The 12,933-nt window shown below is 58.1% G+C and carries 13 protein-coding genes; 1 reads left to right on the forward strand and 12 read right to left on the reverse strand.

The features are described from left to right. Positions 1-31: 31 nt before the first annotated feature. From AAAB35_RS06445 to AAAB35_RS06460, 4 genes are all read right to left on the reverse strand, one after another. Positions 32-1,003 carry a beta-ketoacyl-ACP synthase III gene (locus AAAB35_RS06445; RefSeq protein WP_340667384.1) on the reverse strand — a complete coding sequence of 324 codons (972 nt, stop codon included), beginning with the start codon at positions 1,001-1,003 and terminating at the stop codon, positions 32-34. Further along, a complete protein-coding gene (gene plsX / locus AAAB35_RS06450; protein WP_340667385.1) occupies positions 1,000-2,085 on the reverse strand; it encodes a phosphate acyltransferase PlsX in 1,086 nt (361 codons plus the stop codon). The genes AAAB35_RS06445 and plsX overlap by 4 nt, the downstream gene beginning before the upstream one ends. A 190-nt stretch (positions 2,086-2,275) precedes the next feature. Next, positions 2,276-2,845 carry a DUF177 domain-containing protein gene (locus tag AAAB35_RS06455; RefSeq protein ID WP_340667386.1) on the reverse strand — a complete coding sequence of 190 codons (570 nt, stop codon included), beginning with the start codon at positions 2,843-2,845 and terminating at the stop codon, positions 2,276-2,278. Between the two features lie 14 nt (positions 2,846-2,859). Further along, positions 2,860-3,417, reverse strand: a complete 558-nt coding sequence (locus tag AAAB35_RS06460; protein ID WP_340667387.1) for a ubiquinol-cytochrome C chaperone family protein — start codon at positions 3,415-3,417, stop codon at positions 2,860-2,862. A gap of 125 nt (positions 3,418-3,542) precedes the next feature. On the opposite strand from AAAB35_RS06460, the gene AAAB35_RS06465 reads away from it, so the two are divergent. Next, positions 3,543-4,067, forward strand: a complete 525-nt coding sequence (locus AAAB35_RS06465) for an outer membrane protein assembly factor BamE (protein ID WP_340667388.1) — start codon at positions 3,543-3,545, stop codon at positions 4,065-4,067. A gap of 92 nt (positions 4,068-4,159) precedes the next feature. Here the strand turns inward: AAAB35_RS06465 and AAAB35_RS06470 are convergent, their stop codons facing one another. The 8 genes from AAAB35_RS06470 to AAAB35_RS06505 all read right to left on the reverse strand — a co-directional run bounded on the left by AAAB35_RS06470 (position 4,160) and on the right by AAAB35_RS06505 (position 12,837). Beyond that, a complete protein-coding gene (locus AAAB35_RS06470) occupies positions 4,160-6,313 on the reverse strand; it encodes a sodium-translocating pyrophosphatase (RefSeq protein WP_340667389.1) in 2,154 nt (717 codons plus the stop codon). Between the two features lie 334 nt (positions 6,314-6,647). Beyond that, entirely contained in the window at positions 6,648-7,154 is a 507-nt protein-coding gene (gene nusB / locus AAAB35_RS06475) for a transcription antitermination factor NusB (protein WP_340667390.1), read from the reverse strand. 2 nt (positions 7,155-7,156) lie between these two features. Beyond that, a complete protein-coding gene (ribH, locus tag AAAB35_RS06480; RefSeq protein WP_340667391.1) occupies positions 7,157-7,618 on the reverse strand; it encodes a 6,7-dimethyl-8-ribityllumazine synthase in 462 nt (153 codons plus the stop codon). 33 nt (positions 7,619-7,651) lie between these two features. Then, positions 7,652-8,266 (reverse strand): riboflavin synthase, encoded by a 615-nt coding sequence (locus AAAB35_RS06485; protein WP_340667392.1) that lies wholly within the window; start codon positions 8,264-8,266, stop codon positions 7,652-7,654. 10 nt (positions 8,267-8,276) lie between these two features. Next, positions 8,277-9,374, reverse strand: a complete 1,098-nt coding sequence (gene ribD, locus AAAB35_RS06490) for a bifunctional diaminohydroxyphosphoribosylaminopyrimidine deaminase/5-amino-6-(5-phosphoribosylamino)uracil reductase RibD (RefSeq protein ID WP_340667393.1) — start codon at positions 9,372-9,374, stop codon at positions 8,277-8,279. 4 nt (positions 9,375-9,378) lie between these two features. Continuing rightward, positions 9,379-9,861, reverse strand: coding sequence for a transcriptional regulator NrdR (gene nrdR, locus AAAB35_RS06495; protein WP_340667394.1), 483 nt, complete (start codon positions 9,859-9,861; stop codon positions 9,379-9,381). A 155-nt stretch (positions 9,862-10,016) separates the two neighbouring features. Continuing rightward, positions 10,017-11,309, reverse strand: a complete 1,293-nt coding sequence (gene glyA / locus AAAB35_RS06500; protein WP_340667395.1) for a serine hydroxymethyltransferase — start codon at positions 11,307-11,309, stop codon at positions 10,017-10,019. A 250-nt stretch (positions 11,310-11,559) separates the two neighbouring features. After that, positions 11,560-12,837 (reverse strand): L,D-transpeptidase family protein, encoded by a 1,278-nt coding sequence (locus tag AAAB35_RS06505; protein WP_340667396.1) that lies wholly within the window; start codon positions 12,835-12,837, stop codon positions 11,560-11,562. Positions 12,838-12,933 lie beyond the last annotated feature (96 nt).

A 12,933-nucleotide genomic window follows, 5' to 3' on the forward strand; every position in this document is an offset into this window, starting at 1 on the left:
CGTCAGCCAATCCACGGACCCGACCGTCCTGCTACCAGCGTAGCAGAACTGCACCCCACGTAAAGCCCCCGCCCATGGCCTCGAGCAGCACGAGATCACCCTGCTTGATGCGACCGTCCCCGACAGCAGTGGCAAGAGCTAAGGGTACTGAAGCGGCTGAGGTATTTCCATGCTGGTCAACCGTGATGACGACCTTTTCTTCGGCCAGATGAAGCTTCTTGGCCGAGGCATCGATGATGCGCTTGTTGGCCTGGTGCGGCACGAACCAGTCGATATCTTCGGCGGTAATTCCGGCCTCGGCAAAGGAGGCTTCGATCACGTCCGTGATCATGCCGACCGCATGCTTGAAGACCTCCCTGCCCTCCATCCGGAGGTGGCCGACAGTCTGTGTCGTGGACGGTCCGCCATCGACATAAAGCTTTTCCTTGTGGGAGCCGTCGGACCGCAAGTTCGCGGTCAGAACGCCACGATCGGAGGTGAGCCCGCGCCCCTCATTGGCTTCGAGGATGATGGCACCGGCGCCATCACCGAAGAGAACGCAGGTCGTGCGGTCCGTCCAGTCGAGAATGCGCGAGAATGTTTCGGCGCCAATAACGAGAACACGTTTCGCCATACCGCCACGAATATAGAGGTCGGCCGTTGCGACCGCATAGACGAAACCCGAACACACCGCCTGCATGTCGAACGCAAACCCATGCGTCATGCCGAGGCGCGCCTGGATATTAACCGCCGTCGCCGGAAACGTATTATCAGGGGTCGAGGTCGCGAGTATGATCAGATCGATATCTGCTGGCGTCATGCCGGCATTGTCGAGCGCCGCGCGAGCAGCGGCTTCCCCCAGCGAGGCGGTGGTTTCGCCTTCGCCCGCGATATAGCGCTGCCGGATGCCGGTGCGCTGGACGATCCATTCGTCCGATGTTTCGACAATGCCTTCGAGTTCAGAATTCTTTACCAGGCGCGCCGGTGTGGCCGCCCCTATACCTTTAACAACGGAACGGATCATTTACTTCCCTGTTCTATCTCGACCTCGGCGTTGCTTTCGGTTTCGTCCTTGAACACCGCGCCGACCGGGCTCTTATGAAAATGGGTAAGATCCGCCGCGATCTTGTCCAGGAGCTTGTTGTGGGCCATGTCGTAGCCCACATCGATGGCCGACGCAAAGCCCAAAGCGTCGGTGCCGCCGTGGCTCTTGATTACGACGCCGTTCAGGCCGAGGAAGACACCGCCATTGGTCTTGCGCGGGTCCATCTTCTCACGCATGCGATCAAACGCGCCCTTGGCGAAAAGATAGCCGATCTTCGCCATCAGCGTGCGGTTCATCGCTTCGCGAAGATATTGGGTGTATTGCTTGGCCGTGCCCTCGGCGGCCTTCAGGGCGATGTTGCCGGCAAATCCTTCCGTCACGACGACATCGACAGTGCCCTTGCCGATATCGTTGCCTTCGACGAAACCATAATATTCGAGCGTCGGCAGCGGTATCTCACGAAGGATACGGGCTGCGTCCTTGACGTCGTCCTGCCCCTTGATCTCCTCGACGCCGACATTGAGCAGGCCAATGGTCGGCCGCTTGATTTCAAACAGCGAACGAGCCATCGCCGCGCCCATGACGGCGTAATCGACAAGCTGCTGGGCGTCAGCGCCAATAGTTGCACCAATGTCCAGGACAATGCTTTCGCCCTTGAGCGTCGGCCAGATGCCGGCAATTGCCGGCCGTTCAACGTTCGCCATGGTGCGCAGGCAGAATTTCGACATTGCCATCAGCGCGCCGGTGTTGCCGGCCGAAACGCAAACATCCGCCTCGCCGGTCTTTACGGCCTCGATCGAGCGCCACATCGATGATTTCCACCGGCCATTGCGCAGCGCCTGGCTCGGCTTTTCGTCCATGCGCACGGCAACGTCGCAATGATGGAGAGTCGATGCGTTCGCCAATGCCTGGTGGCGGGCAAGGATCGGAGCCACGTCCGCCTCACGCCCGAAGACCACAAACCTGATGTCAGGATGGCGCTCCAGCGCCGTTGCCATGCCGGGGATGACGATCTCTGGACCGAAATCACCGCCCATGGCGTCAATGGAAATTCTGATCACTTCTCGATTGTCCTGTCTGGTTCAGTGCCTGTGCATGGCGTTCTTTGAAAAGACTCGGGGAAAATAGACATTTTGCGTAGGCGCACAACCGATTTCTGCCCAATCGTCGGCGCGCTGAACCCAATAAGCATGTATTCTTGTATATTGCGTCACCTCCCGGACACCATCTACCCGCAGGATGAGATGCTGATCAAGTCTCCTGTTTCCAATCCTTGAGAGCTGCGAACGGGTTTACGGGCTTGGCCACGTCATCATTGTCGTCTCCGACATCAACTGTGAGCGGAGGCGCCGCCTCCACACCTTGCTTGCGTGGATAAGGGTCGATTGCAAGTTCAAAAAACTCCTCGGCGATGGCACCCGCGTCAAGCGTATCACTAGAAAATGTCTCGGGAATGTCGGGCCCTTCAGCGCTGATGACGAGTTCGCCATTCTCATCAAGCGGCAGGCGGGCAAGTCTCGAATTTTCCGGAACGAAGAGGGTGTCGATGTCCGTATCGATCCGGGTCTCGATCGGCTCCAAGGTCACGACGCAGGCCTGAACGATATCCGCCCGGACCTTGCCGCGAATGCGGATGCCATCCTTCTTCCAGGGCACGATCTGCAGGTCCGCCTTGAAGGATTTAACGTCTTCCAGCTCGTGAAAATCGCGCAGCGCGGCGCGCTCCTTTTCATCCGCCTCAATTTTAATGTTGAGGCCATTTTGTGGAAGCCTTTGAACGGAAATTGGATAGTTAAGGGTTCCGGCCGGGTTTTTCGTCATCGGGATTCCTCCTCTCAAAGCGGCGCATGCTGTCCGTCCCCGGCATCGGGAAACGTGACCTTGCCTTCGCCGATCGTAGCGTCCGACTGACCGTTGAGGTGACGTACGGCCCGCTCGACATAGATTGCGAGAGCTGGTGCGCCCGCCCACTCCTTATTGTCCGGACGCACGTTGCGCGCGAGCGCCGCAACCAGCGCCAGATGATCATTGGTCTCAAGAGCCCTGTCGTAGGATTCGATGCGGCCGTAAAACATGCGTGCCAGCTTCTTCATCCTCTTGGGTACGCCGGAATCACCAATGCCCAGTTCGCGCAAGGAGTGATCGACATCGCGGAAGAATTCGTCTGTTACTTCCTGACCTACTGACTTGAGTGCGGCGCCCTTATCCTTGATCCGGCGCATGAACAGGAAAACGTGGAGCGACAGCATCTCGTAGCGCCCCAACGGAGTATCCGGCACATCAAGATCAGAATAAAAATATGGCTGCCGCGCCGCTGCCACGATCGCATCGTAGAGGGCAATTGTAATCGCCTCATTTGCTTTGGCCTTGCGGCTAAATAGACTGAGAATCATAGAGTTGTGCCTTAGCTTGAGTCTTCCTCGCAACGCCTTTGTCGTGTTGCATCGGAGTTCAAGGTGGTTTACCGAAGTTCTGCGGGCAGCGAAAGACTTGCGCCCAAATTCAAATGGAGATGTCGTTGCTGCAGCGGATTTTCAAGATCGAGCGTACACGTGAGTACGTTCTCGCTGGAACACTAATTTTGGCCGCGGGGATCACCGGTTGCAATACAGCCGCCCTCAACCTCGACCCCTCCGAGACTTTGACGCAAGGCTATGTTCTCGATCAAAAGGCGCTTGAGTTCGTGCCTGTCGGCTCAAGCCGCGAACAGGTGATCCTCTCGCTTGGCAGTCCGTCGACAACAGCAACCTTCGACAATGAAGTTTTCTACTACATTTCCCAGAAGCGCCAGCGCTCGGTTGCCTTCATGATGCCGCGCGTAACGGACCGGCGTATCCTCGCCGTCTATTTCGACAAGGACGGCAAGGTCTCCAGCATTTCCAATTATGGATTGCAGGATGGCAAGGTCTTCGACTTCATCTCCCGCACGACACCGACCGGCGGCAAGGACCTCTCCTTCCTCGGACAGATGCTGCAGGGCGTCAGCAAGACCCCCTCCATTCCAAACGCGGGCGGCACGCCCACGGGTGGTGCGCCAGACTGAGGCAGCGCGCTCCTCGGCAGTCATTCATGCTTCCAGCACAAAGAAATACCCGCGAAACGAGTCGCGGGTATTTCATTTTCGGTATCGCGCGGTCAGTGGGCCAATACGGCCAGTAGCAACAAGGCGACGATATTGGTGATCTTGATTGCCGGGTTGACCGCCGGACCAGCCGTATCCTTGTAGGGATCGCCGACCGTATCGCCTGTAACCGATGCCTTGTGTGCCTCGGAGCCCTTCATGTGACGGGTACCGTCCTTCCCGACAAAGCCATCCTCGAATGACTTCTTGGCATTGTCCCAGGCGCCGCCGCCCGATGTCATCGAAATCGCGACGAAAATTCCGTTGATGATCACACCAAGGAGCGAGGCTCCAAGCGCGGCAAAGGCAGAAGCCTTTGAGCCCGAAATCAACAGCACCCCGAAGTAAACCACGATGGGCGCGAGCACCGGCAGCAGCGACGGCACCACCATCTCCCGGATTGCCGCCTTGGTCAGGATGTCCACAGCACGCGCATAGTCAGGCCGTTCGGTTCCCAGCATGATGCCGGGCTTTTCGCGGAACTGACGGCGCACCTCTTCAACCACCGATCCTGCAGCGCGGCCGACAGCCGTCATTGCGATACCGCCGAAAAGATAGGGGATCAGCCCGCCAAAGATGAGGCCGGCGACGACATAGGGATTGGATAGATCGAAGGAAATCGCGCCAATTCCCTTGAAGTAGGAGAACGCGGTTGCGCCTTCCTTGTTGGCCTCACTGATGAAATATTGCAGGTCATTCGCATAGGCCGCGAACAGAACCAGGGCACCGAGACCGGCAGAACCGATGGCATAGCCCTTGGTAACCGCCTTGGTTGTATTGCCCACCGCATCGAGCGCGTCCGTGGATTTGCGGACTTCCGGGTCCATGCCCGACATTTCCGCGATGCCGCCGGCATTGTCCGTCACCGGGCCGAAGGCATCGAGCGCAACAATCATGCCGGCGATGCCGAGCATCGCCGTGACCGCAATACCGGTTCCGAAGAGACCGGCGAGCTGGTAGGTCGAGATGATACCACCGACGATGACGAGCGCCGGCAAAGCGGTCGACTCAAGCGAAACGGCAAGGCCCTGGATCACGTTGGTGCCGTGACCCGTTATCGATGCCTGGGCGATGGAGTTCACCGGACGCTTGTTGGTTCCCGTATAGTATTCGGTGATGACGACGATCAGGCCGGTCACAACCAGGCCGACAAGACCGCAGATGAAAAGGTTCGTCCCGGTGATTGGCTGGCCGCCGACAGTGCCGACCTCGCCCCAGCCAACGGTCATCGAAGTCGCGGCGCCGAGGCCGAGGATCGACAGAAGCCCCGTCACGATCAGCCCCTTGTAGAGCGCACCCATGATCGAGTTGTTGGCGCCGAGCTTGACGAAAAACGTGCCGGCGATCGAAGTGATGATGCAGGCGCCGCAAATCGCCAACGGATAGAGCATGACCTGTCCGAGGACCGGCGTCGCGCCGAAGAAGATCGCGGCAAGAACCATCGTGGCGACGATGGTGACCGCATAGGTCTCAAAAAGGTCAGCAGCCATGCCCGCGCAGTCACCGACGTTGTCGCCGACATTGTCAGCGATGGTTGCGGGATTGCGTGGATCATCCTCGGGGATTCCAGCTTCAACCTTGCCGACTAGGTCGCCACCGACATCTGCGCCCTTGGTGAAGATGCCGCCGCCAAGACGGGCAAAGATGGAAATCAGTGAAGCGCCAAAACCAAGCGAAACCAGCGCGTCGATAACGCCGCGATCAGCAGCGGGAAGGCCCAACGGGCCGGTCAATACCCAGAAGTAGACGGAGACGCCAAGGAGTGCGAGTCCGGCAACAAGCATGCCGGTGATGGCGCCCGACTTGAAAGCGATCTCCAGGCCCGCTGCAAGACTGCGGGAAGCAGCTTGCGCCGTGCGCACGTTCGCACGGACCGAAACGTGCATGCCGATAAAGCCGGCAAGCCCGGAAAGGACGGCTCCGATCAGAAAGCCGATGGCGGCTGTCGCGCTCAGCAAATACCAGACAGCGATGAAGACGACGATGCCGACGATGGCGATCGTTGTGTACTGGCGTGTGAGATAAGCCTGTGCGCCCTCGCGGATTGCGCCGGCGATTTCTTGCATGCGCGCATTGCCCTGGTCCGCCGCGAGCACCGATTTGGTGGCCCAGATAGCGTAAACGATAGACAGCAGACCGCAGGCAATGACCAGAAATAGTATTGTCATGCCACTCCCTCAGATTTTGACCGGAAAACCCCTCCCCGGGTCAGGTTCGGTACGGCACACAAAATCTGCCAGGCCGGCAGAGACGCGACCGTATGTGTAAGGAGTAACGAAGCAAATGCGAAACCGTCAAGGTCTTTCGCATTTCGATCAATACGATAGACGAAAGTAGGGACTGTCGTTCCGAGAGTACGAATTCACTGTCGGGGGAGAATTTGTTAAGAGAACCGTTTCGCGGACGCAATTATTGCGGTCGATGTTTTAGCGCCGATGTTTTTCAAGCTTTTATGGCCCGCCGGCGCCACGCGACACACGCATATAGGGCGGAACGCTGTTTTCACCGTTGCGGGCTTTTAACACCCTTGCTTTCGCCGCGAATTTCAAAAGCCAGCCGATCGAGAACGGCATTGACGAGTTTCGGTTCGTCCTCGCTGTAAAAGGCCTTGGCGATGTCGACATATTCCGAGACGATGACTGCCGTCGGCACATCGACCCTGTCCTTCAACTCCCATATGCCCGCACGCAGAATGGCGCGAAGCGTGGAGTCGAGCCTGGACAGGGGCCAATCCTCCAGTAAAGCCTGGTGAATCATCGGATCGAGCATTTTCTGCTCGGCGACGACGCCCGATACGATCGCACGGAACCATTGTGGATCAGCATCGAGATACTGTGTACCGTCGACTTCCTTGCCAAGGCGATGCGCCTCGTACTCGGCGACCACCTCGAGGACGCCGGTCCCGGCAACATCCATCTGATAGAGAGCCTGAACGGCAGAAAGGCGGGCAACGCCACGCTTGTTGGCGGTTTTAGCGGCGGGGCCAGGCCCATTCTTGGCAGAAGGCATCGTCAGGCTCCAAGCTTTTCCTTGATGGCGATCATGGTCAACGCCGCACGCGCCGCAAAGCCGCCCTTGTCTCCCTCACCGCGCTTTGCACGCGCCCACGCCTGTTCGTCATTCTCCACGGTGAGAATACCGTTGCCGATGGCAATGCTCTCGTTAACGGCAAGGTCCATCAACGCCCGCGATGACTCGTTGGCAACGATATCGAAGTGGTAAGTTTCGCCGCGAATGACCGTGCCGAGCGCCACGAAGCCATCATATTCCTTTCCGCCTTCCAGTGCAGCATCGAGCGCAAAGGAAATGACGGCCGGAACCTCCAGCGCGCCTGGAACCGTAATCACATCGTAGGTTGCGTTCCCTTCGTCGAGCGCTGCCTTGGCGCCCGCAAGCAGCGCATCGGCTAGATCGTCATAGAATCGTGCTTCCACGATCAACAGATGTGGCGCGCGCGCCTGACTTTTGGACATGATAGCTCCAACGGAAATGAGGTGGCGTTGGTCCTAGGCTGATTTCGGATATTCCGCAAGTCGTGCGGCGTATCTCGCCATCTGATCGATCTCGATATTGACTTTGTCGCCAACCTTGCGCTCGCCCCAGGTCGTTACTTCAAGCGAATGGCGAATGAGAAGGACGTCGAATTCGTTACCGTCAACGCCATTGACGGTCAGTGACGTACCGTCGAGTGCAACCGAACCCTTCTGCGCGATGAACCGCGCCAGATGCTCCGGAACGCGCAGCGTGAAGCGCACTGCATCGCCCTCGTCGTCTCGCTTGATGATCTCAGCCATGGCATCGACATGACCGGACACGAGATGCCCTCCCATCTCATCGCCGAGTTTCAATGAGCGCTCAAGATTGATCCGCGTGCCGGTCTTCCAGCCGGCAATGCTGGTCAGCCGCAACGCCTCTTCCCAGGCCTCGGCCTCGAACCACCGGGCATTCGAACCCTTTTCCGGAAGAGTTGTCACTGTCAGACAGACGCCCGAACAGGCGATTGAAGCGCCAATCTCGATGGTTTCGGGATCATAATTGGTTTCGACGCGCAAAAGCACGCCTTCATTCAGCGGCCTTACCTGACCGATCCTGCCAACATCCGTTACGATACCTGTGAACATGCATGAACCCTTAGATCGATCTGACGTATTCGCGATAGCGGTCTTCCCCAAAGCGATATTCGTTCAGTTGCTTGAAATCACGCGCGATATGGGTGTTGAGGTCGGGACCTGCAACCCCTGCATTCTTTCCAATGACAACAGTTCCCTCGAAGAGAGCAATCCGGTCGATCAGGTTTTCCTGCAGCATCGACGCCGCGACAGTTGCTCCGCCCTCGACCATCAAGGTCGAAAGTCCCTGTGCCGCAATATCTTCCAATAGTTCCGGAAGGGCTGTCGCGCCACAATCGGTTTCCGTCGCCAGTATTCTGCAACCTGCGGCGACGAGGGCCTCGCGCTTGCCAGCATCAGCATCCGCACGCGCCGCCACCCAGACCGGCACATCCCCAACACTCCTCACAAGCGCGCTGTCGAGTGGCAGCCGCAGGTGGCTGTCGAGCACGATACGGATGGGCGAGCGGGAATGAAGACCTGGCAAACGGCAGGTCAATAGCGGATCGTCGGCGAGAACAGTGCCTATGCCGACGAGAATAGCATCGGACTCGGCACGCATCAGGTGAACCTGTGCACGTGAAACCGCACCTGTTATCGAAACCTGACCCTCGCCTACGCGGCCAATGAAGCCATCGCGCGAAAGCGCAAGTTTCAGTGTTACTTCCGGGCGTTTCCTCGATGAACGTATGAGGTAACCGGCGAGATAATCCGACGCTTCTGCGGCAAGCACATTCTCTTCAACCTCAATGCCGGCGCCGCGTAAAATTGCATAGCCTTTACCTGAGACCCGGTCGTCGGGATCGGTTGCTGCGGCGACGACTCGGGTGATCCCTGCCGTTACCAGCGCATTGGCGCACGGCGGCGTTTTGCCGTGATGAGCACAAGGCTCGAGTGTGACGTAGGCGGTAGCGCCTCGCGCCGCATCACCTGCTTCAGCCAGTGCCTGCGGTTCAGCATGGGGGCGTCCCCCGATAGCGGTAACGCCGCGCCCGACAATCACCCCGTCCTTGACCACCAGCGTGGCGACTGAGGGATTGGTGCCGGTCAAGCCTTGATGCGTACGCGAAAGGCGAATGGCCGCTGCCATGTAGCGGCGGTCGAGATCGGATACCGCCATTTGATCAATTGTCCTCGACGGGATCGGCCACGGTGTCACCTGACGTGATTTCATCGATGACGTCGTGGAAATCCCTGGCCTCGCGGAAATTGCGATAGACCGAGGCAAAACGGATGTAGGCAATGTCGTCGATACCCTTGAGGGCGTCCATCACAAGCCGCCCGATCTCATCGGAGCTGACTTCCGGCTCTCCGGAACTCTCCAATTGGCGAACAATGCCCGATACCGCCCGTTCGACACGGTCGGGATCGACCTGGCGTTTGCGCAGCGCAACTTCGACCGAACGCATGAGCTTGTCGCGGTCGAAGGCGACCTTGCGGCCGCTCTTCTTGATGACTGTCAGATCTCGCAATTGCACACGCTCAAATGTCGTGAAACGCCCTCCGCAAACCGAGCAGACACGCCTTCTGCGGATCACCGCTCCGTCTTCCGCGGGGCGGGAATCTTTCACCTGTGTGTCTTCAGATTGGCAATAGGGACAACGCATCGACGAACTTTCTGAACATCATCGTGTTCGCATGAGATATGGTCGAAGATAATGATTTTCTTGCCAAGTTAAAAGCGGTCGGGCGGAGAGGATTGTGAACGGACCGTTCGATCCACCACAAGTCCCTCCGCCCGATCAGATCAGGCCTGCGTGCCTTAGCCGAGGTACGGATAGAGCGGGAAGCGCTCAGTCAATGTAACGACCTTCTGCTGTACGGCTTTTTCCACGGCCGCGTTGCCCTCGTCGGAGTTGGCGACCTTGAGGCCATCCAGCACCTCCGAAATCAGATTGCCGATTTCGGTGAATTCCGCCGGGCCGAAACCGCGCGTCGTTCCTGCCGGCGTGCCGAGACGGACCCCGGAAGTTACGAACGGCTTTTCCGGGTCGAAGGGGATACCGTTCTTGTTGCAGGTGATGTTGGCACGGCCGAGCGCAGCCTCAGCACGCTTGCCGGTCGCATTCTTCGGACGCAAGTCGACAAGCATCAGATGGTTGTCGGTTCCGCCGGAAACGATATCGAGCCCGTTCTTCTTCAGCGTCTCGGCGAGAGTCTGCGCGTTCGTCACAACGTTCTTGCCGTATGTCTTGAAGTCGGGCTTCAACGCTTCACCAAAGGCGACGGCCTTGGCAGCGATGACGTGCATCAGCGGTCCACCCTGCAAGCCGGGGAACACCGCCGAATTCATCTTTTTGGCGATCTCCGGATCGTTGCAGAGGATCATGCCGCCGCGCGGGCCACGAAGCGACTTATGGGTTGTTGTGGTGACAACGTGTGCGTGCGGCAGCGGTGACGGATGGACACCGGCCGCGACAAGTCCCGCAATATGCGCCATGTCGACCATGAGATAGGCGCCAACGGAATCGGCGATCTGGCGGAAACGCTGCCAATCCCAAACCCGCGAATATGCGGTGCCGCCCGCAAGGATGAGCTTCGGCTTGGTCTCATGCGCCTTCTTCTCAATGGCATCCATGTCGAGGAGGTGATCGTCCTCGCGCACACCATAGGAAACGACGTTGAACCACTTGCCGGACATGTTTACCGGCGAACCATGGGTTAGATGGCCGCCCGAGTTGAGATCAAGACCCATAAACGTATCGCCAGGCTGCAGCAGCGCCAGGAACACGGCCTGGTTCATCTGGCTGCCGGAGTTTGGCTGGACATTGGCAAATTCGCAACCGAACAACTGTTTGGCACGCTCGATCGCAAGTTCTTCGGCAATGTCGACGAACTGGCAGCCGCCATAATAGCGCTTGCCCGGATAACCTTCGGCGTACTTGTTGGTCATGATCGAGCCCTGGGCTTCGAGCACGGCGCGGGAGACGATGTTTTCCGAGGCGATCAGCTCGATTTCGTGCCGCTGACGACCAAGTTCCTTGCGGATTGCGCCGAAGATCTCCGGATCAATCTGTTCGAGCGATGCGTTGAAAAAGGTATCTGCATTCGACATGGTGTCTCAACCTCATTGGCCGGTGGGAATATTTACGTGATTGGGGCGCATTATCATACTTAAATCAGCAAGGCCAATGGCCGGGAGGCGAAAAGCAATAGCCGGAAACCGCCATGGTCATCGCTAATGTTGTGCCTCGGTCATTGTCGGTCTCTCTCCCCCGTGCATCCACACCAAATCCGATGCCACCGCCATAAACAAAAAGACCGCCCGAAGGCGGTCTTTGCAAGGAATTGCAAGGAACAATTCGTCAGGTGTTCGTGCCGATCGACAGGGCTGCCTGACCATCGCGCTCGTAGATATCGTCACGCAGGTGGACAACACCATCGCCTGTCGACCACGCCGTAACATAGACGAAATGCAGCGGGACAGGATTGCTGACGTTGATCGGCGTATTGACGCCGGTCTTGATCGTCGCTTCCATGGTCTGGCGATCCCAGCCGGGCGTATCGCGCAGCAACCATACGTTGAGATCGCGCACGTTCTGGACGCGTACGCAACCGGAAGATTCGAAGCGCATCAACTTGTTGAAAACACCCTGCTGCGGCGTGTCGTGCATGTAAACGGCGTAAGGATTCGGGAAATTGATCTTCGTCGACGACATGGCGTTTATCTTGCCCGGGTCCTGACGGAACATCAGCTTGACGGCTTCATCCGTATTCCAATCGACCTGTTCCGGCGGAACTTCCTGACCCTGCTGGTCGAACAGGCGAATCTTGTTGCGCGTCAGGTAAGTCGGGTCCTTGCGCATCAGCGGAATAATGTCTTTTTCGATGATCGATTTCGGCGCGGTCCAGTAAGGATTGAGAATGACCTCGTGGATCTTTGAATCGAGAAGCGGCGTCTGGCGGTCGATCTTGCCGACGATTGCCGTATGGCGCTGGACGACGCGACCGCCCTCCACCGCTTCAAGCTGGGCAGCGGGAATATTGACCATGACATAGCGCGGCCCCTGGTCGGTCGTCGCCAGTGTGCGCACGCGTTCGAGATTAGTCTGCAACTGGCCGAGACGGATGTCCGCCGGCACATTCATCGCAGCCAGGGAATACTGGCCCATCACACCATCGGCCGGAAGACCGTGCCGTGCCTGGAAGCGCTTCACAGCGGCATCAACATAGGTGTCGAACGAATTGGAAATGCCGGCGCTCTCCGAAAGATCACCGGCGACCATCAGGCGTTTGCGCATCGCGGCAACAGACGGATCGACGACGCCAAGCTGCAACTTTACTGTGGCATCGACGCACGGCCAACCGCCGTTGCTGACGATCTGGCTATAGGTATTGATGGCGTTCTCGATGAATGACGCGGTTTCGGGACTCGCAATCGGCTGGAAACTTGCCACCTTGCCTTTGCTCGCCGAGCGCGCGTCGAACTGATCATCCCAATTTCCGCGGCGCGGCGCGGCCAGGATTTCACCAATATCGGTCTGCTGCGCGAATGCCGACGTTGTCGCAGCGGCGAAACCAGCAGTTGCAACACCTCGCAAGAACGCGCGGCGATCAAGTGCTGATGATCCGAATTTCTTCATATTTTGTCCAACCCTTGGAAGTTCTGCGGCCGATGCCACCTGCAACGCAAGATTAGCGGTTACGATATTCCAAAATTATCAGCAACAACTTTAACA

It is taken from the genome of Phyllobacterium sp., assembly GCF_037994425.1.
GTDB lineage: Bacteria > Pseudomonadota > Alphaproteobacteria > Rhizobiales > Rhizobiaceae > Phyllobacterium.